The organism is Sedimentibacter hydroxybenzoicus DSM 7310, assembly GCF_013403245.1.
Taxonomy (GTDB): domain Bacteria; phylum Bacillota; class Clostridia; order Tissierellales; family Sedimentibacteraceae; genus Sedimentibacter; species Sedimentibacter hydroxybenzoicus.
The window spans coordinates 398,588-424,377 of record NZ_JACBNQ010000001.1; the positions used below are offsets into that span (position 1 = coordinate 398,588).

Genomic DNA, 25,790 nt, shown 5'->3' on the forward strand with positions numbered 1-25,790 from the left:
TATTACAAGTTTATTACAAAAACAAGATTGCAAGGGGCTGGTGGTAATCATTTAAACTCAGCCATATTTTTTCTGTACCTTGCGGGTACGAACTGAAACTGAAGATTGTTATTAATTCTTTCTTTAATGGCTAATTCAGTAAAATATTGCTTCCATAAGCTTTGTATAATTTTTTCATTTTGAGATGTTTCAATATTATCTATGCTGATATTTTCTTTTATTTCCCAGGAATTATCGGCATATATCAAGCCTTTTTTTCTTTTTTCATCATATATAATAAATTTTTCGTATTTATACCTGTCCGCGAAATGATCTGCTAATAATAAAACAATATCATTGTCAGGCGAAAATTTAGAATATAAAAGTCCTCCTGCATCAGAAAATCGGAGTATACCTAAAAACCTGTGGACCTCCTTTGCCACCCTTGAATAAGCTTCGTTAAGGGGAAGGACCTTTTCATGGGTATAGAAATTCATTGTTTGCTTTCCGTATTTAAAGGCAAATATCAAAAAATCAAGAATAATATTTTCTTTATATTTCAAATCAGATAAATAGCAATAAAAGATATAAATATATGCTTCGTTTGAAATTTTATTGATTATTGCATTTGATACAGTTCTTGCCTCTTCAATATCCGTATCAACAGTCAAATAATTATTAAGTATGGTCTGCTGATATTCAGATAATAAATATATACCATCGGCGTTTTCTTTTTTGTAATGATAATAAATGCAAGTTAAAAGACCTTCAAAGGTACCGTCATATAAATAATCCATACTTACCTCTATGTAAGTTCAAAAATTGAAAGTTGTTTTTGCGCTTCCCGTAATCTCAATTCTTCTCTGATTAAATTTGGTTCCATATTTATATTGCCGTAATATTTGCCTTTAACCGTAATAAAATATTTAGCTCTTTTTAATACTGTTTTCATTTTTTTCAATGAATCATATGATAATTCAGCATTTTTCCTTTCCCTGACAATTCTTTGTGCACTCGTAACACCAAGCCCCGGGATTCTTAACAGCTCTTCGTATGATGCACTGTTGATTTCTATAGGAAATTTATCTATATTTCGCAGAGCATACATCATTTTAGGGTCAAACTCCAAATCAAGATTATGTTCTATTTCGGTAAAGAGCTCATTGCTGTGAAAATAATAAAATCGCATCAGCCAATCAGCTTGATACAATCTATGCTCTCTCAATAATGGCGGCATGGTGCTTACTGCAGGAAGATTTGGTGAAGAAATAACAGGAATATATGCTGAGAAAAAAACTCTCTTCATCCTATAGCTGTCATACAAACCCTGCGATGCACTTAATATAGTTTTGTCACTGTCGGGGGTTGCTCCTATAATCATTTGGGTTGACTGACCTCCCGGAACAAAACGGGGAGTATTGCCGAAGTGTTTTTTGTCTTCGATAGTCCTTGTTATTTCGTTATTTATTAAAGACATGGGCCTTACTATATTTTCAATTCTTTTTTGAGGAGCCAAGAGACGCAGGCTGTCTTTTGTAGGAAGTTCAATGTTTACACTCATTCTATCTGCAAGCATTCCGGTTTTTTGAATGAGCATGTTATTTGCACCGGGAATTACCTTTACATGTACATAGCCCCAAAAATTATATTTATATCTTAACAGTTCAAGCACTCTCAAGATATTTTCCATAGTATTGTCCGGGCTTTTTTCTATTGCCGAGCTCAAAAATAAACCTTCTATGTAATTTCTTCTGTAAAATTGTATGGTTAATTCTGCAACCTCCTCCGGTGTAAAGGATGCTCTTTTTATGGGATTGGTTACTCTGTTTAAGCAATAATTGCAATCATAGATACAATCGTTAGTCAGCAAGATTTTCAATAATGAAATACATCTGCCGTCGGCAGACCATGCATGACAAATTCCTGCAGCAGAAGCGTTGCCGATTCCGTCTACACTGTTATTTTTTCTTTCAACACCGCTTGAAACACATGATACATCGTATTTTGCGGCATCAGATAAAATTCTTAATTTTTCGAATATACTATCGTTCATAATTCACCACAGTCATTAAAATCTTAATTGCATTTTAACATAATTGTGCTATTCTGTCAAACGAATGTTCGGGTAAATTTATATTATTTTTGGCGGCTGGTTTTACTGAAGCTATTGACTGATTTAAATTACCATCATTTTGTCATATTATTGTTTTAAATGTAATTTAATGGGTACTTTTAAATTATATAAGGCAGTTGGGAGTGGGGTCATTGAAGAATAACGGCAATGAGGATTTAGGTTTATTTAATGAATTAAATAACTTTATAAAAAGTAACGGTGCCTTAACCATTGTATTAAAGTATGGTGTCTTTGGTGTTCTGTGGATTATACTGTCCGACTCCTTTTTATATGTTTTGGCAGGTGATTCGGAGCAATACAGAAACATTCAAACCTTTAAGGGATGGATATATGTAGCTTTGACCATGATTATTATTTATATTCTGATAAATAACAGGGAAAAAAGAATTAAGTATGCAATAACGGAATGTAATAAAGCGATAAATGAATGTAATTTTGCAACAAAAGAATTAGAGCACATTGCATATTATGATAAATTGACAGGTCTTCCTAACAGGACTATGTTTTATAAGACGGTTACAAATATGGCTAACGATCCTGAAACGGAATTTGCCGTTGTATTTATAGACATAGATAATTTTAAGTTTATTAATGATACATTGGGTCATTATGTCGGGGATGAATTTTTAAAATACATGGGAGATAAAATCTCAGAAGAATTAGTGCATCCTGATATGGTTGCCCGGGTTGGCGGAGATGAATTTGCATTGTTGGTTATAAATTATGAATCTAAAGAAAAGCTGTTAAAAAAATTAGATAATTTAATAAGAATTTTGGGTGAAACATGGAATTACGAAGGAAGAGATTTTTTCGTTTCTGTCAGTATGGGAGTAGCGTTTTATCCGGAAGACGGCCAAAACTTTGATACACTTCTTAAACACTCAGATGTCGCTATGTATAATGCCAAGACTGAAGGTAAAAACAAAATATCGTTTTACGAAAAAAATATCCATGAAAAATCAAATAATTTTATTCTTATGTCCAACAAAATTCAAAAAGGATTAACCAATAAGGAATTTATACTTTTTTACCAACCGCAAATTGAACTTCGTACAGGAAAAATAACCGGTATGGAAGCACTTGTCAGATGGAATCACCTTGGAGAAGGGTTTGTTCCCCCTAATGAATTTATTCGTGTGGCTGAAGCAACGGGACAAATTTACGAGCTGGAAAACAGGATAATCAGAAATGTTTTGGCACAAAAGAAGGAATGGGAAGAACGTGGCTTCAGTGACCTGGAGTTATCCTTTAACTTGTCGAGTAAATCTCTCATAAGAGATTCAAAATTCGAACAAATTGAAGAGTTATTATCCGAATATGACTTGGATTATACAAATATCGTTATTGAAATAACGGAGACGGCTGTAATTTCCAACATTGATTTAGCAGTCGAAAGATTAAATATTTTAAGAGAAAAAGGATTTAAAATTGCTTTAGATGATTTTGGTACAGGCTTTTCATCTTTAACTTACCTGATGATGCTCCCGATTGATATAATAAAGCTTGATAAAAGTTATGTATGTATGAAGAATATGGAAGACAAGGATATTCATATTATTAAATTTGTCGTTTCCTTAGCTCATGAGTTTGGATTTAAGGTTGTAGCGGAAGGCATAGAAACAAAGGAACAGCTTGAAAATTTAATAAGCATAGGATGTGAATACGGTCAGGGTTTTTTCCTGGGAATACCTATGGATATTGATAGTATAAACGCATTGTTACAGGTGACTGCTGCTAACCTATGATTTTGTCATAAATCCGAACCTTGAATAAAGGTTCTTTTTTTGTTCTAAAAATTTGTTGCAACTTCCTTTGATGAGAAACAACGTGATACATATGAAACGATTTGAAACAATGTAAAACAAAATATTTATTCAATTATATTTTTTTATTTTAGATACAAAATACATTAAAAATAAGTATAGACAGATATTGTAGGCTTTACGAAAAAATATTTCGAATATTTTTGTTGTTGGCATGGAACTTGCTTTATTAAAAGTGTACGGCTTTTCGTATATTATTTTATAAAAGCGCATTTATAAAAAATTGGAATTTATTAACTAAAACGTGGAGGATTAAATGGGTGAGTTTAGAGTTAGAAAAATAGGACTTATAGTAGGAATAATTTTGTGTGTTTTATTATTAATGATGCCTACTCCTGAAGGATTGACTGTCTTAGGTCAAAAAGTTCTGGCAGTATCGGTTATGATGATAATTTTCTGGATGACGGAAGCTATACCAATTCCAATGACTGCATTGTTACCTATCTTATTATATCCGTTGCTTGGAATTACAGGATCAAAGGGACAGAATGAAATTGAGCTTTTTACGCATTATGCATATCCGACAGTGTACCTGGTACTGGGGGTTGGATTTATGGCTTCGGCAATGCAGAGATGGGGACTGCATAGAAGAATGGCGCTTGGTATTGTAAAAAAGGTAGGAAGCAAGCCAAGCAGAATTATTTTAGGTTTTATACTGGCGACAGCTTTTATATCAATGTGGATGTCGAATACAACGGCTACAGCGATGATGCTGCCGGTTGCAATATCTATAATTGCAACAATGGGTGACCAGATAAACACCGGGTTTAAAAAAGCACTGGTTCTTGCAATTCCTTTTGCCGCAACTCTCGGGGGTCTTTCTACCGTAATAGGTACAACCACAAATCCTACGGGTATAGGCATAATTCAGGAAACTATCGGTGTTGAGCTAAGCTTTCTTGAGTGGATGAAGATAGGAGTTCCTTTTACGGCAATAATGCTTCCTATAGTGTGGATATATCTTCGTAAATTTTACAAGACAGACAAAATGGCAGATATAAAAATTGACGTTGTTGACAAGGAATATGAAGCGTTGGGGCCTATGAATAAAGGCGAGAAATTAACATCTGTTGTTTTTGCGGTTTCAGTCCTGCTTTGGGTTACACGTTCCTTATGGAAAGGATTTGTACCGTTTGCAACCGACGAAACAATAGCAATTGCAATAGCAATTTCAACAATGATCATTCCGGTTGATTATAAAAAGGGAATATATCTTCTTGAAGGTAAGCAGGCATTGGCGGAAGCTCCTTGGGGTACAATGCTTCTTTTGGGAGGCTCCATGGTTATGGGAAATGCATTTACGGACGCCGGTGTGGCGCAGTGGGTTGCTTCTAACTTAGGAGCTCTGAGCAATATGCCTCCTTTAGTAATTATTATTGCCGTAGGAGTGGTAACTGCCATACTTACGGAAGTTACGACAAATGCAGTTGTTGTTGCATCATTCCTTCCTGTTCTTGCGGGTATTGCAAAAGGTATAGGAATGGATCCTCTTCAACTGATGCTGACATGCATGGTCGCTTCAAATTTTGCATTTATGCTGCCTCCTGCAACACCACCGAATGCAATTGCTTACAGTACAGGAGCATTTGAAATATCCGACTTGATGAAGGCAGGACTTGGATTGAAAATAATTGGCTTAATCCTATTCCCATTAATAATGTATTTTATAACATTTGGTTTATTTGGAGTAGGAATGTAGAAAGTAAAATTTTAAGATAACTAGTATTGAAATAAAAGATATAAAGGAGAAAAAATGAAAAAAGGTATATTAGACGGCATCGTGGTTCTTGACCTTACAAGAGTTTTGGCAGGTCCCTACTGCGGAATGCTATTTGCAGATATGGGCGCTACGGTATATAAAATAGAACAACCAAAAAAAGGTGATGACAGCAGAGCTTTCGGACCGTTTATAAACGGTGAAAGCGCATACTATATGAATTTAAACAGAAATAAATTAGGGGTTACTTTAAATTTGAAAACTCCCGAAGGAAAAGAAGTTTTTAAAGAAATGATAAAAAAGGCTGATGTTGTTATTGAAAACTACAGACCCGGCACAATGGAGAAGCTTGGCTTAGGTTATGAAACATTAAAAGAAATTAATCCCGGAATTGTTTACGGTTGTGTATCAGGCTTTGGACACTACGGACCCTACAGTCAAAGAGCAGGCTATGATATAATCGGGCAGGCAATGGGCGGCTTAATGAGTACAACAGGATGGCCGGGCGGTCAACCTACAAGAACAGGTACAGCGATGGGAGACGTTTTAGGCGGTCTTGGCTGTGCAATAGGTGTTCTTGCAGCCGTTATAAATAAAATAAAAACAGGTGAGGGGCAAAAAGTAGATGTTGCATTAGTTGATTCTGTTGTTTCTTCATTGGAAATTATAACTCAAATTTATCTTGCTACAGGAAGAATACCCGAAAAAATAGGAAACAGGTATGAATCAGCATATCCATACGATTCTTTCAAGGCAAAAGACGGAGATGTAATAATAGGATGTGGAAATGACAAGTTATTTAAGCTTTTAGTTGACGCTATGCAGCAACCTGAATTATTAACAGATGAAAAATTTGCAACTAATGCTCAAAGAGTAAAAAATCATGCGGAATTAAAACCGTTAATTGAAGCATGGACAATTCAATACGGTGTGGATGAAATAGTTGACAACCTGTTAGATGTAGGAGTTCCGTCATGCCCGATAAATACAATTGACAGGGTAGTAAAGGATCCGCATATTGCAGTAGCGAGAGAAATGTTTGTTGAAGTAGAACATCCTGTTGCCGGAAAAACAACGCTTACAGGTGATCATATTAAATTCAGTGACAGAAAGGCTGAAATAAGAACTCCTGCACCAATATTAGGTCAGCATAATTTTGATGTATATGAAGATTTTATTGGTTTAAGTAAAGAATTAATAGAAGAATATATTGAAAAAGGTGTATTCTAATTTAAAAAGGGAGTATATTATGAATAAGATTAAAATAGTAGAAGTTGGACCAAGGGACGGGTTTCAAAATCTTAAAGATTATATACCTGTTGAGCAAAAATTAAAGGTTATAGAAGATTTAATAGACGCAGGGGTTAAGCACATACAGCATACATCCTTCGTCAGCCCGAAAGCTATACCTCAATTGAAAGATTCAGGTGAATTAACGAAAATATTATTAGAAAAATATTCTGATTTTGATTTCTTTGCATTGGTTCCGAATCTTTACGGAGCAAGAAGTGCATACGAACTGGGACTTAGAAAGGTTTCGTACGTTGTTTCGTTAAGCGTAAGTCACAATAAAGCAAATATTAACAGAACACATGATGAATCATTTGCTGAATTGAAAACAATTATGGACACATACAAGGATTTAAGCGTGTGTGTGGATGTTGCAACAGTATTTGGCTGTCCTTTTGAAGGAAAATATTCAACAGATACAGTGTTAAAATTCTTAGACAGAGTAGCAAATATGGGTGTAAAGGAAATGTCTTTGGCGGATACTATAGGAGTAGCAAATCCGAAACAAGTGAGAGAGATTGTTTCAGCTGCAGTAAAGGAATTTCCGCAAGTAGAATTCCAGGCTCATATTCATGACACAAGAAATATGGGTATGGTGAACACCTTGGCTGCCATAGAATCAGGCATAGCAAAAGTTCAATCAACATTGGGAGGATTGGGAGGTTGTCCGTTTGCACCGGGTGCATCAGGTAATACGGCAACTGAAGATTTGGTATATATGCTGAATGATATGGGATATGATACAGGCATAGATGTCGAAAAATTAATTGAAGCTGCAAGGTATGAAAAAAGTATAATAAACGGAAACTTTAGCGGGCATTTAGTTAATATTCAAAATGACCAGCAATGTATTAATTAAAGATGTATAGGAATTTTGGGGACGAACCTTTAGCTGAATGATTTTTCAGCGAGGTGTTCGTCCCTTGCTTTCACTTACAGCATAAGAGACCGACACTAAATATAAAATTTTGGTTACCTGCTGATTTGCTGGACTTAATAAATTAACTATATTATAATTTACTTATTAACGTATGAAAGGATGTTCGTTTTGACTGCAAAAAAAGAGAAAAAAAGCTCCAAAAAGGTTACGGAAATATCGTTGATAGCTCCTACGGAGCAGTTAGCTAAGCGAACCTTGAAAATTATTAAGCAAAGAAATGAAGATATAAATGTCTTTGTTCCGGTTTCAAAAGAAGACGCTTTAAGTGATGCTATAAATATTGCAGGAAATTTAGTAAATAACGGTGCCGGAATATTAATAAGCAGGAAGGGTACAGCTGCTGCAATAAATGAAGCAAAACTTAATGTATCTGTTATTGCAATTAATGTTTCACTGTCCGATTATATTGACTCAATAGAAATAGCTAAAAATGCAAATGGTGTAGTAGCTTTTTTTACTTATGGCGAAATGATCGAAGATGTAAAGAGCATATGCAGAATGCTGGATATAGATGCAAAATTTTATACGTTTAAAACAGATAAGGATTGTGAAATTCAGGTGAAAAACGCATTGAAGCACGGAGCTGTTTTAGGCATAGGCGGAGTTATGACACAAAAATATGCCGATATTTATAAATTGAAGCATATTACAATTGAGAATTCTGAAGCAGCAATAAATAATGCCATAGATACGGCAAAGCAAATTCTGCAAATTCAGAAAGAAGAATTGCAAAAGCAGAACGATTTAAAAATACAGCTTGAAAGATATAAGGCGGTTCTTAATTTTACACATGATGCTATTATAGCCATTGATGAAAACGGAACCATTGATGTAATCAACCATATAGCTGAGAAAATAGCAAAGGTCAGCCCGGGATATGCATTAGGCAAGAATATTAAACAAATAGTGCGAAATACGGACATGATTAATTCATTATCTTTAAAGGATAAAGAATTAAACCAGCTGATGGATATGAACGGTACATTGGTTTCAACCAATAGGATCCCTATAATAGTAAATAATGAGGTTAAAGGGGTTGTGGCAACTTTTCAGGATGTTAAAGTTATCCAGGAAAGTGAAAATAAAATAAGAAGAAGTTTGAATGAAAAGGGTTTATATGCCAAGTACAGCTTTAAAGATATTAAGGGAGAATCAAGTATATTAAATAATACTATATCAATAGCAAAAAGTTATGCTTCTTCTGATTCAACAATACTGATCAGGGGAGAAACGGGGACAGGTAAAGAATTGTTTGCTCAAAGCATTCATAATTCAAGCAGTCGCTGTGATGGACCCTTTGTAGCGATAAACTGTGCCTCATTGTCTTCTAATTTATTGGAATCTGAGCTTTTTGGTTATGTGGAAGGAGCATTTACCGGTGCGGTAAAGGGCGGAAAAATGGGATTGTTTGAGCTTGCCCACAAGGGAACAATATTTTTAGACGAGATAGGCGAAATTCCTATAGAAATTCAGGCGCAGCTTCTAAGAGTTTTGCAGGAAAAGGAAATAAGAAAGGTCGGTTCAACGGTCAGATTGCCTGTTGATGTCAGGGTGATAACAGCCACCAACAAGGATTTGATTGCGGCTGTTAAGGCAAAAACATTCAGAGAAGATTTATACTATAGAATAGGTGTGCTGAATTTATCTATTCCGCCTCTGAGAGAAAGAAAAGGAGATATTATCCTTTTAAGCAGATTTTTCTTTGAAAGAAATCTAGGGAAAGATTATATAAATTATTTAGACAGATTTTATGAAGTTATGAAAAAGGTAGAAAATTATCAATGGTATGGAAATATAAGAGAATTACAAAATTTTGTTGAAAGAATTTGTGTTATGCTTCGATATCAGGGAACCTTATATGATTTCGACCAGCTTATTGAAGATTTTCTTAATAATAACAATCAAATCAAGATAGAAGCAGAAAACGCCACTGCCGCACAGTCTGATAAAAATCTTGAAAGATGGGAAGCGGACAGAATAGTGAATGCCTTAAAGAATAATGAATTATCAATACAAAAGGCAGCCGAGGAATTAGGTATAAGCAGGTCTACCCTCTGGAGAAAAATGAAAAAATACAACATATAAAACAAAGGCATTTTGGGGATGTCCCCAAAATGCTCTTACTTAATATTTTTTTTATTTTTTATCATTTTTTTGAAACTTTTCATTCCACCGACACTTTTAAACATTTCGTTGAGCTTCTTTTGCTCTATCTGTTTAGAATTCAAGTTATCGTATCCTAATTCTTTATTAAGCTTAAAATAGCTTGCTAACCTGTCTTCCGACAAAAGTCCGTTTTCAACGGCTTGTTTTACGGCACATCCCGGTTCCTTGGTGTGAGTGCAATCATTGAATTTGCATTCCTTCGACAGTTCATCGATATCAGAGAATGCTTTTGAAAGGTCGGCGCCTTCTAAGCCAAGCTCTCTCATACCCGGCGTATCTATTACAACACCGCCTGAAGGCAATAAAATCAACTCTCTTGATGTAGTGGTATGTCTGCCTCTGTCATCGTTTCTTAAGCCCTGTGTTTCGAAAATCTCCTCACCTATAAGCTTGTTGATGAGGGTTGTTTTCCCTACACCGGATGAACCGATAAAGGCTATTGTCTTGCCTGCTTCGATATATTTTTTTACTGATAGAATATCATCATTTAAGCTTGAGGTTACAATTATATCAACACCCAATGCAATATCTTCAAGTTCTTCAATTGCATCATCATAATTACTGCATATATCAGCCTTTGTAAGAACAATGACCGGCGTTGCGCCGCTATCCCATGCTACACCAAGATACCTTTCCAATCTTCTGCCGTTAAAATCATTATTAAGCGACATACAGATAAAGACAGTATCTATATTTGAAGCAACAATTTGTTCATTATTGGATGTACCTGCAGCTTTTCTGATAAAAGCACTTTTCCTTGTCAAGACATGATTTATTATTGCGTTGCCGCCTTCGTTTTCGTCAAACATTACAAAATCGCCTACAGCCGGATAATCTGATATACCTGCGGCATTGTAGCGAAATTTTCCTGAAACCTGAGCTCTTAATTCTCCTTTTTCGGAAATTAATTTATATAAACCCTTGTCTTGCGAAACTATTCTTCCTATACTTTGATTTTCGTATAAAGTTGACTCATTGATAAATCTTTCGTTGAGTCCGTATTCCTTCATATTAATTTTGTTCAATTATTATCCTCCTGAAATTTTGTACTCATCATTGGAGGCTTTTATTCACCTCCGGGGTTACCGCACTATACATTAATTTATTGTAATTCATAATACAACACTCCTTTCGGTTAATATGTACAATTATTCTACAATATTATAAATATAAATACAATTAAAATTTTCTGTTAAATATCTGATTTGGGTTTCAGTCCGCCTCCGGAATGCCTGAATCTATTTTTGAAAAAATATTCAATATATTAATTTTTATCAATCAAGAAGGATTCCTTGTTAAGAATTATATTAAGCATATGTAACATATGTCATAAATAAATAATGCTGCTATTGCCTTGAAGCGTTAAAAGTTCAATATTATCGCAAAGATGTATAATCAGCCTAAGTACAGCTGATTATACTTTCTTCAAATAATATCCATAAACTTGTTACATAATTAACATAGACAAAATTCAATAATATTACTATAATATATATGGTAACATAAATTATTGGTCATAAATAATGTTTTGCAATTATCTTTTTTCATGAATCCAATAAGTATGTTTGCAATAAAAGCTTGGGTATTCCTCTCAAGCTTTTATTGTGTTATAATAAATATTATCAAGGATACAAAGACTTAGGCCTTTGTCCGATTATGTATTTATTGTATCGGTGTGAAGCAAGACGATAAGCGTCTTGCACTTATGATAGAATATATAAAAAAATTTATAGGAGTATAAGTTGAGTACAGAAAATTATAAGTTTTTTCAAAATAACAAATGCGAGTATTTCCCGTGCCATAAAACAAATGACGAAGAAAATTTCAATTGCCTTTTTTGCTATTGTCCATTATACATGCTGAAGGATGAATGCGGAGGAAATTATATTAAAAATCATGGAATAAAGGATTGCTCAAATTGCTTAGTTCCTCACTCATCCGGCAGCTATGAAAGAATAATGGCCAAGATGAAGGAGGTAATTAAAAGAGGAAGCGACTTTTAATTATGTAAAATAACAACAGATGTAATGGATATGCCGCGTAAAAAGACACTTGCAGAAATCTATTTTTCGGACCGGGTTTTCCGTTATAAAAATATACAACAGGCAACGCGAGAAGTGAAAATTGCTGAAGTATATATGCGCCCAAATTTGCTGAAGCCATAATTAGTCCGATTAATGAAAATCTTTTTAATTTTGTATGTTTTTTTGTATAGTAAAATGATAATATATAAATAATTCCTATTATATTGTAATCTACGGCTAAGACTATTGCCAATATACAAGATACAGGTATTGCAGCATATTTGACGTATTTTAAATTGATGCTTTTATCGTCGATTATGTAAATAGTCACAAGTCCTAAAAATAATGTAAAAAATATATTTTGATGAACGAAGCCTATTTCATTAAAGAATGCCAAGTCAAAAGGAATTTCGGAAATAAAAGCAAATATTAATAATCTTAAAGCATACTTCTTAACATTGGATGTGTTGAAATAACCTTCAACCAATAAAAAGCAATAAATAGGGAAGCTTAATCTTCCTATTATTCTGTAAATATCAATTCCGCTTTGGAAGACAGCACCATAGTGGTCAATTATCATAGTGGAAAGAGCAATAATTTTTATAACTAAAGCATTCATAAATTACTCCTGATAAGACATGTAATAATTTGATAATCAATTATATAATGGAAATCGCATATCTTCAATAGCTTATATCATAATTTTATGAATATGCGAATATTGTGTGCTTTCTGTCATTCTGAGCGTCAGCGAAGAATCTCAGTTTTTGAAGTCCTGAGATCCATCACTATCGCTCGGGATGACAAATCGTTACGAATAGTAAAAAAGAAAAGAGAGGTAGTCAGTTATATGTTAAAGGAATTTAGAGGCAGAATGCCTGTAATAAGCGAAAAATCATACATAGCAGAGGGAGCACAGTTAGTAGGTGACGTAGTAATGGAAGAATACAGCAGTGTATGGCACAATGTAGTTGCAAGAGGAGATATTAATAAAATTCACATAGGTAAATATACAAACATTCAGGATAACTCTGTTCTGCATGTTGAGGATAAAAAAGATGTTTTTATCGGTGACTATGTGACGGTTGGGCATGGTGCCATACTTCATGGGTGTGAAGTAGGAGATCACTGCTTGGTTGGTATGGGAGCCATTGTCTTAAGCGGAGCAAAAATAGGCAGAGGCAGTATAATTGCAGCAGGTGCATTGATAAAAGAAAATGATGTGATACCACCACATTCTTTGGTTGTTGGAATGCCGGGAAAGGTGGTAAAGCAGCTTTCGGAAGATGTCAGCAAAATGCATGCACAGGCAGTTAAATATAAGACTTTGTGGACACAACTTTACGGTATTTTACCAAACGCCGGCGGTGAAGTATACAATAATGAAGAAATAGTATAATTTTTAATGAATTTGGCCTTTTCAGGCAATACTAACAGCAATAGTATTGATGGGAGGCAGCATGCAGGAATTATTTTTAAAAACAGAAGATGGGTTAATACCTTTAGATGAAGAAATTATTAAAAAATATAATTTAAAAGCAGGAAGGATTTCACCGTTCAGCAGGTTTTGGGTAGTGGATAAAAGCGGAAATATTGCGAAGGATTCATTAACGAATTTATATGAAGGAACATCAAGTCCGACTCCGGAAGAGATGCCTAGGGGAGAAGGGTTGGAGGATGATGAAATTGTAGAATTCGAAGAAACCGGTGCAATATTATCTCAATCGGAAATAATAGATTTTTCCGGATGGATGAATTCCGGACGTTAAAACTCAGGTTACTGCAAAAATAAATTTCATATTCTATCATTCTGAGAGCACTTAGGTGCTCTCAGGCTGCTGAAAAAGTCCCCCTGCGTCGTTGCCGTTCAGTCGGTCAATCCTCACGTATGTCTAATACGCTGCGGTTGCCCGTCTTCCGGCGCCTTGCAGGATGAACTTTTTCAACAGCCTACCATCTTGATGACTTTGTCATCAATCTGAGAGCACTTAGGTGCTCTTTTTACATTTTCAGAAATCATAATATTTTTAAAATATCTCTTGACAATTGAGCGCTCATTCAACTATAATCAATTTAACGATTGAACAACTGTTCAACTAATGAAAGGAGGAAAATATGGATAGAGAAGATATCATTTGTGATTGTGATGTATTGCACTCTGATGTAGTGGAAGAAGTGAGAAAGAGGATGCCGAATGAAGATGATCTGTATGATTTAGCGGATTTTTTTAAGGTTTTAGGCGACAGCACAAGAGTCAGAATCATATGGGCATTGGATGAAAATGAAATGTGTGTATGTGATATAGCAGTTTTGTTAAATATGACAAAGTCGGCAATATCTCATCAGCTTAAGTCACTTCGGCAAGCGAATTTAGTTAAGTTCAGAAAAGAAGGCAAGGTCGTATATTACTCACTGAAGGACGATCACGTAAAGGCTATATTTGAAACAGGTATGGAACATATTAAAGAATAAATTAAGTTTATATAAATTGGGAGGACGTTATGAAAAAGAAAATTATACTTGAAGGATTAGATTGCGCAAACTGCGCAGCTAAAATTGAAAATGACATAAATAAGCTTACCGGAGTAGAGAGTGCATCAATTAATTTAATGACAACAAAATTAACCATCGAAGCAGAAGACGATAAAATGCAGGATGTAATTGAAACTGCAAGGAAGATTGTAAATAAATACGAGCCGGATGTAATATTCAAGACCGCATAAGGGGAGAACATGAAAAAGTTAATTTATAGATTGATAATAAGCGCTCTGTTTTTTGTATCCGGCTTCATCGCAGAAGGTGAAGTGCTCAAATGGATATTGTTTTTAATAAGTTATGTTTTAGCAGGCGGAGATGTTGTAAAAAGAGCAATTCGAAATATTTTCAGAGGAAATGTATTTGACGAAAATTTCCTGATGGCAATAGCTTCAATCGGAGCATTTTTAATAAATGAAGCTCCCGAGGGTGTGGCTGTTATGCTGTTTTATCAGGTAGGAGAAGCATTCCAGGCTTATGCTGTGGGAGAATCAAGAAAATCCATAGCTAATTTAATGAACATTCGCCCCGATTACGCAAATGTAAAGGTGGGAGAGGAATTAGTTAAAAAAGACCCTGACGATGTTATGGTTGGTGACATTATTGTTATTAAGCCGGGGGAAAAGGTGCCTCTTGACGGTAAGGTTACAGAAGGAGTATCATTGCTGGACACATCTGCGCTGACAGGAGAATCGGTTCCGAGAGAAGTTATCGCAGGAAGTGACATTTTAAGCGGATTTATTAATGTAAATGGTTTGATAACTGTTGAGGTAACAAAGGAATTCGGAGAATCGACAGTAAGTAAAATTCTTGATTTAGTGGAGAATGCAAGCAGCAAAAAATCAAAGTCGGAGAGATTTATTACTAAGTTTGCAAGGTATTATACTCCTGCTGTCGTGATAATTGCCGCTATTCTTGCAATTGTCCCCCCTCTTATAATTGAAGGGGAAATATTTAAGGATTGGATATACAGAAGCTTATCATTTTTAGTTGTTTCCTGCCCTTGTGCATTGGTTATTTCAGTTCCTTTAAGCTTTTTCGGGGGAATTGGAGGAAGCTCTAAAAAAGGCATCTTGGTAAAGGGAAGCAATTACTTAGAAGCATTGGCGCAGGCAGAAACTGTTGTCTTTGATAAAACGGGCACTTTAACGAAGGGTGTATTCAACGTCAGAGAAGTAAATGCAAAGGATATAAGTGAGGATGAACTTTTGAAATATGCTGCTTATGCCGAAAATTATTCGAATCACCCCATTTCATTATCATTAAAGCGTGCTTATAACAAAGAAATAGTAAATGATATAATTAAAGATGTTGAAGAAATACCCGGACATGGCGTTTCTGCCGTGGTAGGCGGCAAGAAGATTCTTGCGGGCAATGAAAAATTAATGGTTAAGGAAAATATCGGTTTTTCAAAAGAGAATATAAGCGGAACCGTTGTGCATGTAGCTATTGACGGTGATTACGCAGGATATATATTGATAGCGGATGAAGTTAAGGAAGATTCCGCAGCGGCGATTAAAAAGCTTAAAGAATTAAAAATAAAGCAAACAATTATGCTCACCGGTGACAATAAGCAAATTGGAGAAGAAACAGCTAAAGAGCTTGGAATAGATAAAGTATATACGGAGCTCCTGCCGGTTGACAAAGTGGAAAAAATTGAAGAAATAATTTATAACAACAAAGGAAAGGTTGCATACGTCGGTGACGGCATAAATGATGCTCCGGTATTGGCAAGAGCCGATATAGGCATAGCAATGGGTGGATTAGGTTCAGACGCGGCTATAGAAGCAGCTGATATAGTTATAATGACGGATGAGCCCTCTAAAATAGCAACAGCAATAAATATCTCAAAAAAGACGTTGAGAATCGCTACTCAAAACATTGTATTCGCAATAGGAATTAAAGCATTTATTCTTTTATTGAGCGCAGCCGGTTATGCTTCGATGTGGGCTGCGGTATTCGCGGATGTAGGCGTTACCTTTATAGCCGTATTAAATTCTTTCAGGGCATTAAATGTAAAGAACATTTAATTTTGCAAACCATACAAAAGTTATTTGAACAATTATATAATTATTGGTATAATATCATTGATTATATGAGATTAACTATTGTGGAGGAAGTATGGAATTAAAAAACTTTAAAGAATTAATTGCTAAGGTCCAAAATAACGATACAAAAAAAAGAGTTGCTGTAGCAGCAGCACATGACGAACATACCTTAGAAGCAGTATTTAAAGCTGTAAATGATAATTTGGTTGAGCCTGTATTAATAGGCGACAAGGAAAAAATAGTAAAAATGCTTGATAATCTTTCTGTTAATTTTGATGAGAATAAAATAATCCATACATCGGATGATACGGAAGCTGCAGAAAAAACCGTTGAATTAATAAATGAAGGCAAAGCTGATTTCATTATGAAAGGAAAGCTGCAAACAGCGGATTTATTAAAGGCTGTTGTAAATAAAGAAAAAGGACTGAGGACAGGAAGCGTAATGTCCCATGTGGCAATTTTAGAAATTCCTGCCTATCATAAGCTAATAGCTGTTACTGACGGCGGAATGATGATGTATCCTAATCTTGATGAAAAGAAACAAATTATTGAAAATGTAGTTAATGTATTTTTGGCGATGGGCTATGAATCGCCAAAGGTAGCGGTTTTAGCGGCAGTAGAAACAGTTAACCCCAAAATGCCTGAGGCGGTAGATGCAGACAATCTCAAAAAAATGAATCAGAACGGTGAAATTAAAAATTGCATCGTTGAAGGACCGATATCTGTTGATTTAACATTTAATAAGGAATCAGCTAAAATAAAGGGATATGAAAGTCCTGTAACCGGAGAAGCCGACATATTAATTGCTCCGAATATTACAACAGGCAATATAATGAGCAAGGCATTGCTGGAATTTGCCAACGGTACGATGGCAGGGATGATAGTCGGTGCAAAAGTGCCTATAGTTTTAACATCAAGAGGAGCAACGACGGAAGAAAAATATTTATCCTTGGTTTTATCTGCATCATCCGTTAAATAATATTTTATTTAATCACATAAATAAAAACCTTCTCCAATATAAATTATAGTAAAAGATATTTGCTACTGTTTATATTGGGGGGATTATTGTGAATGAAGATCATGAACAGATAAGTGAAACGGTTAAAAGGGTAAAAGATAAATATAATTTTATAGGTCCTCTTCATTTTACTGACTTTTCAAATTTAAATTCTATTATAAGTATTGGTTATCTTTGCAGCAGATCCTTATGCTATGCAAATAACATCGAGTTTGAAGATGTTTTAGATGAAGAGGAAATTAATAATATTTCTGATAAGATTAAGAGATGTACACGGTTTTATTTTGTTGAGAAGAATAATTACAATATTATGAATCGACTGAATATACCCGTGTACCTTTTGTTTAATGAAGATTTAATTTATAATGACTTAGCAGTCCTTTTCAATGCAGATGCGGTCCTGGAAAATATGGAATTGTTAATTGACGAGCCTGTTCCTATAATTAAGCTGAAAAATATAATTTTCAGATGTAATGCAGATTATAAAAGAGCATGCAATTTATTCGGTAAAAACAAATTGTATAAGGTTCAGCCTGAAATGTTTTTTCATGACAAGAATTACATTAAGAATTACAATATTGTATACGATAGCCTGCTTCACAAAGATGTGTTTATACTGCATTTCAGCTCCAACATGCCTGTTAAAAATGACTTGAGACATGAATATAGATTATATGATTTAAATGATAATTTGTTAAGGATTGCAAAGGTGAATTTTCTCGAATCCATCAGTACGGATTTTAACGTCGAAATAAGCAATCTGCCTGATTTCCCCGTTAAATTTAAATTTTGGTTTTATGGGATTTTAAGCATAGAAGAAATTATAGGCTGATGAAAAGATGAGATTCCTCGCTACACTCGGAATGACAGTATGAGTCGTCCTGAGAGATAGCGAGGAATCTCATCTTTTGAATTTCATATATTATGCATTTTTCAGCATACCCATCATAACCTTTTCGCCGGTGATAGGTAAGCTTCTGATATTAACCTTCGTTGCATTATAAACAGCATTTGCTATTGCCGGAGGGGGAGTGTTTATTACTAATTCGCCTATTGATTTAGCTCCAAAAGGACCTGATGGTTCATAGCTTGATTCAAAATCAATTCTTATATTTCCAACATCCAGCCTTGAAGGTATTTTGTATTGCATGAACGAATCGTTCAGCATCCTGCCGTTTCTGTCATAAATTATATCTTCATACATAGCCATACCCATAGCCTGTACGATTCCGCCCTCTGCCTGAACCCTCGCAAGATTAGGATTTATAACGGTTCCGCAGTCAATAACTCCTACATAATCTATTATGTCTACCTTGCCTGTAAGCTTATCAACCTCAATTTCTACCAAACCTGCCATGAAAGGGGGCGGAGAAGTAGGAGAATAATGAGATTCACTTGCTGATAAATAATTATTTGATCCTACATAATTGTCGTTTGCTAATTGTATCAATGAAATACTTTCGTTATTTTTTATGTTACAAACTGATTTTCCGTCAAAATCTGCATACTCAACGGAACAGCCTAGTTTTTTTGCTCCTGCATCAATTATTTTATTTTTAAGGGACTCACACGCCTTAACGACAGCCATGCCGGTTATATAAGTGGTGCTTGAAGCATATGAGCCGGTGTCGTATGGAGAAAGGTCCGTATCAACACCGTGAACAACGATGCTGTCATATTCGCAGTCCATGCAATCAGCAGCCATTTGGGCAAGTATTGTATCGCAGCCTGTACCCATATCGGTAGCACCAATCATTAAGGTGTAGAATCCGTCATCATTCAATCTTATTTCAACGGCGCCGACATCCACAGAAGAAATTCCCGAACCTTGCATAGCCACGGCACATCCCACGGAACGAACCTTATTGTTACCCATATCTCTGCAGGGGTACTTTTCATCCCAGCTTATCATTTCCTTTGCTTTTTTTAAGCATTTATCCAGGGTGCAGCTTTTTAACTCTTCGTTATAATAGGTAGGCATTGTTTTACCGACACTGCTTTCTGTAAGCATGTTATTCATTCTTAAAACCGTAGGGTCCATATTCAGCTTAGCAGCCAGTTCATTTACGGCAGATTCTAAAGCAAAGAATCCCTGCGTTGCTCCGTAGCCTCTGTAAGCACCTGCTCCCATGGTGTTTGAATAAACAACGTCAAAATCAAATTTATATGCATTTGCATTATATATGGTCATTGCCTTGTGTCCGGACAATCCGACTGTAGTAGGACCGTGGTCGCCGTAAGCACCGGCATTCCATAATGAATACATGTGTATTGCTTTAATAATGCCGTTTTCATCGGCACCGAGACGTATTTTTATTTCCGCTTCGTGACGGGGGCTTCCGTTTGTAAAGCTTTCCTTACGGGAATAAATCATTTTTGCCGGTTTTTTTGTTATCCATGTTACTATGGCAGGAAACAACTCGCTCACTACAGATTGCTTTGCACCGAAACCGCCGCCGATTCTTGGCTTAATAACACGTATTTGCGATTTAGGAATCTGCAGGGCATTAGAAAGTATACGTCTTACGTGGAACGGAATCTGGGTAGAGCTTATAACATTCAGCCTTCCATACGCATCAATGCTCGTATAGGTTCTGAAAGTTTCCATCATAGTTTGATTGTTGGCCTTTGTGTGATATGTCTCTTCTATTACATGAGCACACTTCTTCAATTCCTCTTCAACATTTCCTATATTCATGCTTTCGGAGGAGCATAAGTTTCTTTTATTATCGGCTCCGACTTCTACCAGACTCACGAAGTTATCTTCGGGATGAATCAAAATTTCATTGTCCTTTGCCTTTCTGAAGTCAAGAAGCGGTTCAAGGAGATTGTATTTTACTTTAATTAACGACAGCGCTTTATCAACCGATTTTTCATCCAATCCAGCAACTATGGCTACAGGATCGCCCACGCACCTTAATCTTTTATCAAGAATTAATCTATCATAGGGGCTCGGTTCAGGATAAGATTGACCTGCGGTAGTAAATCTTGATTCGGGAACATCCTCATAAGTTAAAACACATTCTATACCCGAAACCTTTTTTGCTCTTTCTGTATTTATTTCTTCTATGAGAGCATGTGCATGAGGGCTTCTGAGTAATTTAACTACAAGGCTGCTGCCCTGCGTTATATCATCAGTATAGACAGGTTTTCCTGTTACCAATGACATTGCGTCCTTTTTTCTTACAGGCTTATTTACGTACCTCATGTTATGCTCCTTTCTTCATATCCGAATATTTTTCCAAGTATTTTTTTACCGCTCTCAGCTGTCCCATGTATCCGGTGCAGCGGCACAAATTACCTTCGAGGTAATTCTTTATTTCATCCTCGGTAGGATTTTTCAATTCGTTTTTCATAGCAATTACGTTCATTATAAATCCGGGACTGCAAAAACCGCACTGCTCCGCACCCTCATCAGCTAAAAATCCGCCAAACTCTGATGCTTCATCCTGTATTCCCTCTATGGTAGTGACTTTAAGACCATTTGCCCTTACTGCCAATGTTGAACATGATAAAATCGGTTTTCCCTGCAGTAATACGGTACAAAGTCCGCAGTTGGAGGTTTCACAACCGCGCTTTACGCTGAGGCATCCCTTTGATCTTAAAAAATCAAGAAGGATTGTATCCGGCGATATATCATCTACATACTCTTTATCGTTTATCCATAATTTAATCTGCATAATATCCTCCGTTCAAAATTTCGTCAATGTTTCTTTTTATAAGTGCGTCGGCAAGTATTTGTCTGTATTCTTTGCTGCCGCGAATGTTTGTCCCAAAAGAAATATTATCGATAATCTTTAACACTGCGTTATCTATGTCATCCTTTTCGTAATTGTTATTTAAATTAAATGTACTTAACTTAGCTTTCATAGGTCTTGCGCCGACAACTACAAACCATTCATTTTCTTTATTTGCAACTGCACAGGTAAGAACAGGGAAATCAGTTGCACTTATACGATGGCTGTTGCATGCAGCTTTTCTTCCGTCTTTATTTATAATTATTTTCATTAAAATATCATTGTCAAGGGGCATGTTGACATATTCATTTAAAGGAATGATACCCCCTTTGAACAATTCAACATAGCTGTCCAAGGACAGGAGTGCTGTTAATATGTCTGAAAAACCAAAACGTGAATAAATACTTCCGCCTATTGTAGCAAGGTTTCTCATTTGAACTCCAACAATGTGTTTTAATGATTTGTGGAAAATATTATTAAATGATTTATTAAGATTTTCGTGTGTTTCCAGATCTCTTAATGTGCACATGCATCCTATTTTGAAGCTTTCGTCATCTTCATCTATTTTATTGAGATTTAAAGCAGATAAATCAATGGCAGTCCGGATTTTTTTTCTTCCCATCCTGAGCCACAGCATTCCGCCGATTATAGCATTTCGCTTGCTTTTGTTTAATTCATATGCTTCTTCTAAGCTTTCAGCAACAACATATTTATCTATGGTAAACATATTTCCCCTTTCGATTTTTAATATTACAATATTTTGATTAGTTCATAAATATTGTATCTTAAAAATCGACAACAATCAATAGCAATATTTGAAAATTATTCGTAATAAAACGAATGATTAATTGCAATTAAGGCGTGAAAATCGATAAAACAGCAGATAAATCAAAAAAGATAACCCAAACGGGTTACCTTTTAAGATGATTAGTGGATTGAATTTTTACTTTGATTCATTGATAAAGCATTGCTTAAGGTTTTGTTATTTGCCATATTTCTTACCACCGGAGTAACTGCGACTGCCGCAGCTGCTAAACCTACTCCGATCCAAACTCTGTTTGTCATTTTCAAATTAATCACCTCGAGTTTATTTTTTGCAGAAAGATTTTTTATATCCTTAAAAATTATTTCCAATAAACCGAAATGATTAAAAAATATAGTTACAACACTGTCATTCTGAGCGTTAGCGAAGAATCTCAGCTTTTGAAGTTATGAGATCCTTTGAGCTAAAACTCTCAGAATGACATAACAGGATTTATATTTTATATTAATTTTTTCAGAATTTTATTTTTAAAAAAGCATTTTTAGCATCATTAATCATATTGTTAATTATATCTTCACAGCTGTCTACAGATTTGATAACCGATAAGCTTTGTCCTGCCTGAACGAGACCCCATTCAACATCTCCATCTATAGGTGCTTTTCTGCTTGTTCCCGCAATTAAGTCATGCAATTGCTCATAAGGAGCATGTTCTTTTTCTAACTCTATGTATTTTTCAGTCATTTTATTTTTTATGCCCCTTACAGAATGACCTCGCAGATAACCTGTAATCTCCGTATCGGTATCACCGGCCTCAACAATTTTATTTTTGGCATTTATATGGGCGCTGCACTCTTTTGAAGCATAAAATCTCGTACCTGCTTGAATTCCTGATGCACCCATTATTAGTGCGGCAGCTAATCCTCTTCCGTCTGCAAAACCTCCCGCAGCAATTACAGGTATATTGATCTCAGGTACAACCTGCGTCATCAGAGATAATGTTGTAAGTTTCCCAATGTGCCCTCCTGCTTCCATACCTTCAATAATCAGTGCATCAGCACCTTTTTCTTCAACGCGTTTAGCTAATTTTAAATTCGGCACAACGGGAATTGCTATAATTTCAGCTTCTTTTAATTTTTCAAAGTAGGGCACAGGGTTACCGGCACCTAAAGTAACAAAGGCAACTTTTTCTTTGCAGATTAAATCAATTTTATCATCCTTATCATTATCCATGAGCACTATATTCACACCGAAGGGTTTATCAGTCAATGATTTAGCCAAGTCTATCTGCTCCTTAACCCAGGTTAAATTTCTTCCGCCTGTAGCAATGACTCCTGCGCCGCCTGCATTTGAAACTGCTGCAGCTAAGTTCGCATCTGATACCCAGGCCATGGCCCCTTGAATTATAGGATATTTAATTTTTAAAAGCTTTGTCAATTTTGTATTCATACTTCCTCCATCATATAACTTACATGTATTTTACCCATAATAAGCAGTTTAACACATAATTCAGGATTCAAACAGCCTTATTGTCATCAAATATTAATTTGCAACAAATTCCTGACCGCGAACATCCATTATCGTAAGCTCAGAAAGACGTATGGCAATAAATTCCTCTCCGTTTTCCTCTACCATTTCAATTTTACCTACTGCCTCAACCCAATCATTTTTTTCGGGAAGCTCGCCGTCGTACAATATTTCAAATCCTGCTGTTCCGTCGTATCCGCAGCATCCGGGACCGTATCGTATAACGAATTTATATTCCTGGTTTGATACGGGATTTGTGACTTCGGTGTAAATTCCTTCCCATTTTATTGTTTTGTCCATATAATCTTCAGGGTTAAGATAAATATCATTGGTTTGTGCAATAAACAGCTTTTCCCTTATTGTAATCACACCATCCTCGGAATTTTTCATGGAATCTAACAATGCATTATCCATTATGTGCTCAACAGCTGTTTTATAATCATTTGAACTGTCTTCAATATTTTGTTCGTTAATTGGCGGCTCTGCATCAATTGTTTTATTGCTGCTGCAGCCTGTAAATATAAAAATAGTTATAAGTGTTAAAAATATTATTTTCATTTTGAATTCACTCCGATCTTTCTTATAGCCACAAAACAGGAAGCTGCAATAAATGCCAATAGATTTACAGCTACCACACTTGCTCCGGCAGGTATGTTGTATTGGAAGGAAATAACAATACCGATAAAAAAGCATATAACCGATAATATGGCGGAGGTTATTATTACACCCTTAAAGCTTCCGAATATTCTCATAGATGTCAATGAAGGAAATATAATTAAGCTGGATATAAGCAATGCACCCATCAGCCTCATTCCTATAACAATTGTAAGTGCAGTTAACAGTGCCACAAGCATATTGTATCTTCCCGCCTTGATGCCTGTCGCCTTTGCAAAGTTTTCATCAAATGTAATCGCAAATATTTTGTTGTAAAATATGCCGTATAGAATCAATACAATAACTGATAATGTTACACTTAGATAAACGTCGCTTTTTTGCATCGCAAGAATGCTGCCAAACATGTAATTGCACACATCCGTATTCATACCCGTGGTAAGTGACGTAACAATTACACCAATTGCCAATGAACTGCTGGAAATCAATGCAATCGCGGCATCACCTTTGATTTTACTGCTTTCGCTGATTCTCAAAAGAAAAAAAGCTGCAAGCACCACAATGGGTATTGAAACCTGAAGAGGTGCCAGATTAAAAGCCATTGCTATTGACAAGGATCCAAATCCTACATGAGACAACCCGTCACCAATCATTGAATATCTTTTTAATACCAAGCTTACACCCAGTATGGCTGCACATAGTGAAACTAAAATCCCAACCAGCAATGCGCGGGTAATAAAAGTATATGACAGCAGCTCGGCAATAATATTAATCATTTTCATTACCCCCAATCATTCGTTTGTAAACAGCTGTTTCTTTGTACTCTGTAACGTGCCCGAAAAACAAGGAGGATGTATTCATGTGTAAAATTACATTTGAGTATTTTACAGAGCTTAAAATATCGTGAGAAATCATAATTATTGTAACTCCATAATCCTTATTCAACTTATATATAAGTTGGTACAGCTCTGAGGTTACAAGAGGGTCAAGTCCTGAAACAGGTTCGTCCAGCAACAAAAGCTTTTCCGTAGCACATAGAGCTCTTGCAAGAAGAACCCTTTGCTGCTGACCCCCTGATAAATCACGGTAGGATGCTTTTGACAAACTGCTTATCCCCAGTTTTTCCATATTTTCAGCGGCTTTTAGCTTATCCTTTCTGCTGTAAAATGGTTTTAGTCCTCTTGAGCTTAGACAACCCGACAGAATAACCTCATATACGGAAGCGGGAAAATCAAATTTTACCGGATTTTGTTGAGGAAGATAACCGATTTGGGTTTGCTTGATTTCATTGAATGAAATTTCTCCCGAGGAGGGACTCTTAAGTCCTAAGAGTCCTTTCATCAATGTGCTTTTCCCGGAGCCGTTTTCACCTACGATAGATAAATAATCACCTTCGTTAACACAAAAACTTACATCCTTCACCGCTTGGTGCCTATCATAATAAAAATTCAAATTATCACATCTAATCAATTTTGTCATG

The 25,790-nt window shown here is 35.6% G+C and carries 25 protein-coding genes; 13 read left to right on the forward strand and 12 right to left on the reverse strand.

Annotated elements, in window-relative coordinates:
• Positions 1–47: 47 nt before the first annotated feature.
• Positions 48–776 carry a TIGR03915 family putative DNA repair protein gene (locus tag HZF24_RS01910; protein WP_179236561.1) on the reverse strand — a complete coding sequence of 243 codons (729 nt, stop codon included), beginning with the start codon at positions 774–776 and terminating at the stop codon, positions 48–50.
• Positions 777–784: 8 nt separating this feature from the next.
• Positions 785–2,032, reverse strand: a complete 1,248-nt coding sequence (locus tag HZF24_RS01915; RefSeq protein WP_179236562.1) for a putative DNA modification/repair radical SAM protein — start codon at positions 2,030–2,032, stop codon at positions 785–787.
• Positions 2,033–2,244: 212 nt separating this feature from the next.
• On the opposite strand from HZF24_RS01915, the gene HZF24_RS01920 reads away from it, so the two are divergent.
• From HZF24_RS01920 to HZF24_RS01940, 5 genes are all read left to right on the forward strand, one after another.
• On the forward strand, positions 2,245–3,858 hold the full coding sequence (locus tag HZF24_RS01920) for a putative bifunctional diguanylate cyclase/phosphodiesterase (RefSeq protein WP_179236563.1): 1,614 nt from the start codon (positions 2,245–2,247) through the stop codon (positions 3,856–3,858).
• Positions 3,859–4,192: 334 nt separating this feature from the next.
• Complete coding sequence (locus tag HZF24_RS01925; protein ID WP_179236564.1) at positions 4,193–5,635, forward strand: SLC13 family permease; 1,443 nt, start codon at positions 4,193–4,195, stop codon at positions 5,633–5,635.
• Positions 5,636–5,689: 54 nt separating this feature from the next.
• The gene (locus HZF24_RS01930; RefSeq protein WP_179236565.1) at positions 5,690–6,883 is read left to right on the forward strand and encodes a CaiB/BaiF CoA transferase family protein; all 1,194 of its coding nucleotides are present in this window, start codon (positions 5,690–5,692) and stop codon (positions 6,881–6,883) included.
• 19 nt (positions 6,884–6,902) lie between these two features.
• A complete protein-coding gene (locus HZF24_RS01935; RefSeq protein WP_179236566.1) occupies positions 6,903–7,802 on the forward strand; it encodes a hydroxymethylglutaryl-CoA lyase in 900 nt (299 codons plus the stop codon).
• Positions 7,803–7,991: 189 nt separating this feature from the next.
• Positions 7,992–9,968 carry a sigma-54-dependent Fis family transcriptional regulator gene (locus HZF24_RS01940; RefSeq protein WP_179236567.1) on the forward strand — a complete coding sequence of 659 codons (1,977 nt, stop codon included), beginning with the start codon at positions 7,992–7,994 and terminating at the stop codon, positions 9,966–9,968.
• A gap of 35 nt (positions 9,969–10,003) precedes the next feature.
• On the opposite strand, the gene rsgA is transcribed toward HZF24_RS01940, so the two are convergent.
• Complete coding sequence (gene rsgA, locus HZF24_RS01945; protein ID WP_179236568.1) at positions 10,004–11,074, reverse strand: ribosome small subunit-dependent GTPase A; 1,071 nt, start codon at positions 11,072–11,074, stop codon at positions 10,004–10,006.
• Between the two features lie 717 nt (positions 11,075–11,791).
• Between rsgA and HZF24_RS01950 the strand changes: the two genes are divergently transcribed.
• Positions 11,792–12,052 carry a cysteine-rich small domain-containing protein gene (locus HZF24_RS01950; protein ID WP_179236569.1) on the forward strand — a complete coding sequence of 87 codons (261 nt, stop codon included), beginning with the start codon at positions 11,792–11,794 and terminating at the stop codon, positions 12,050–12,052.
• On the opposite strand, the gene HZF24_RS01955 is transcribed toward HZF24_RS01950, so the two are convergent.
• Positions 12,030–12,692: a TraX family protein gene (locus HZF24_RS01955; RefSeq protein WP_179236570.1), complete on the reverse strand. Its 663-nt coding sequence runs from the start codon at positions 12,690–12,692 to the stop codon at positions 12,030–12,032. The two genes, HZF24_RS01950 and HZF24_RS01955, sit on opposite strands and share 23 nt — an antisense overlap.
• A gap of 231 nt (positions 12,693–12,923) precedes the next feature.
• Between HZF24_RS01955 and HZF24_RS01960 the strand changes: the two genes are divergently transcribed.
• The 7 genes from HZF24_RS01960 to HZF24_RS01990 all read left to right on the forward strand — a co-directional run bounded on the left by HZF24_RS01960 (position 12,924) and on the right by HZF24_RS01990 (position 18,506).
• A complete protein-coding gene (locus HZF24_RS01960) occupies positions 12,924–13,472 on the forward strand; it encodes a gamma carbonic anhydrase family protein (RefSeq protein ID WP_179236571.1) in 549 nt (182 codons plus the stop codon).
• 61 nt (positions 13,473–13,533) lie between these two features.
• A complete protein-coding gene (locus tag HZF24_RS01965; protein ID WP_179236572.1) occupies positions 13,534–13,842 on the forward strand; it encodes a hypothetical protein in 309 nt (102 codons plus the stop codon).
• Between the two features lie 346 nt (positions 13,843–14,188).
• Positions 14,189–14,545 (forward strand): ArsR/SmtB family transcription factor, encoded by a 357-nt coding sequence (locus HZF24_RS01970; RefSeq protein WP_179236573.1) that lies wholly within the window; start codon positions 14,189–14,191, stop codon positions 14,543–14,545.
• 29 nt (positions 14,546–14,574) lie between these two features.
• The gene (locus HZF24_RS01975; protein ID WP_179236574.1) at positions 14,575–14,796 is read left to right on the forward strand and encodes a cation transporter; all 222 of its coding nucleotides are present in this window, start codon (positions 14,575–14,577) and stop codon (positions 14,794–14,796) included.
• Between the two features lie 9 nt (positions 14,797–14,805).
• Entirely contained in the window at positions 14,806–16,638 is a 1,833-nt protein-coding gene (locus tag HZF24_RS01980; protein WP_179236575.1) for a heavy metal translocating P-type ATPase, read from the forward strand.
• 91 nt (positions 16,639–16,729) lie between these two features.
• Positions 16,730–17,635, forward strand: coding sequence for a bifunctional enoyl-CoA hydratase/phosphate acetyltransferase (locus HZF24_RS01985; RefSeq protein ID WP_179236576.1), 906 nt, complete (start codon positions 16,730–16,732; stop codon positions 17,633–17,635).
• Positions 17,636–17,723: 88 nt separating this feature from the next.
• The gene (locus HZF24_RS01990; protein WP_179236577.1) at positions 17,724–18,506 is read left to right on the forward strand and encodes a DarT ssDNA thymidine ADP-ribosyltransferase family protein; all 783 of its coding nucleotides are present in this window, start codon (positions 17,724–17,726) and stop codon (positions 18,504–18,506) included.
• 90 nt (positions 18,507–18,596) lie between these two features.
• Here the strand turns inward: HZF24_RS01990 and HZF24_RS01995 are convergent, their stop codons facing one another.
• The 8 genes from HZF24_RS01995 to HZF24_RS02030 form a co-directional block, all read right to left on the reverse strand.
• A complete protein-coding gene (locus HZF24_RS01995; protein WP_179236578.1) occupies positions 18,597–20,882 on the reverse strand; it encodes a xanthine dehydrogenase family protein molybdopterin-binding subunit in 2,286 nt (761 codons plus the stop codon).
• A gap of 1 nt (position 20,883) precedes the next feature.
• Positions 20,884–21,354 (reverse strand): (2Fe-2S)-binding protein, encoded by a 471-nt coding sequence (locus tag HZF24_RS02000; RefSeq protein ID WP_179236579.1) that lies wholly within the window; start codon positions 21,352–21,354, stop codon positions 20,884–20,886.
• Positions 21,344–22,138, reverse strand: a complete 795-nt coding sequence (locus HZF24_RS02005) for an FAD binding domain-containing protein (protein ID WP_179236580.1) — start codon at positions 22,136–22,138, stop codon at positions 21,344–21,346. Before HZF24_RS02005 ends, HZF24_RS02000 begins: the two co-directional genes overlap by 11 nt.
• Before the next feature lie 200 nt (positions 22,139–22,338).
• Positions 22,339–22,476, reverse strand: a complete 138-nt coding sequence (locus tag HZF24_RS02010) for a hypothetical protein (RefSeq protein ID WP_179236581.1) — start codon at positions 22,474–22,476, stop codon at positions 22,339–22,341.
• Between the two features lie 211 nt (positions 22,477–22,687).
• Entirely contained in the window at positions 22,688–23,620 is a 933-nt protein-coding gene (locus HZF24_RS02015) for a nitronate monooxygenase (protein WP_179236582.1), read from the reverse strand.
• Positions 23,621–23,713: 93 nt separating this feature from the next.
• On the reverse strand, positions 23,714–24,256 hold the full coding sequence (locus HZF24_RS02020; RefSeq protein ID WP_179236583.1) for a TIGR03943 family putative permease subunit: 543 nt from the start codon (positions 24,254–24,256) through the stop codon (positions 23,714–23,716).
• A complete protein-coding gene (locus HZF24_RS02025; protein WP_179236584.1) occupies positions 24,253–25,086 on the reverse strand; it encodes a metal ABC transporter permease in 834 nt (277 codons plus the stop codon). The genes HZF24_RS02020 and HZF24_RS02025 overlap by 4 nt, the downstream gene beginning before the upstream one ends.
• Positions 25,079–25,789 (reverse strand): metal ABC transporter ATP-binding protein, encoded by a 711-nt coding sequence (locus HZF24_RS02030; RefSeq protein WP_179236585.1) that lies wholly within the window; start codon positions 25,787–25,789, stop codon positions 25,079–25,081. The genes HZF24_RS02025 and HZF24_RS02030 overlap by 8 nt, the downstream gene beginning before the upstream one ends.
• Between the last annotated feature and the right edge of the window lies 1 nt (position 25,790).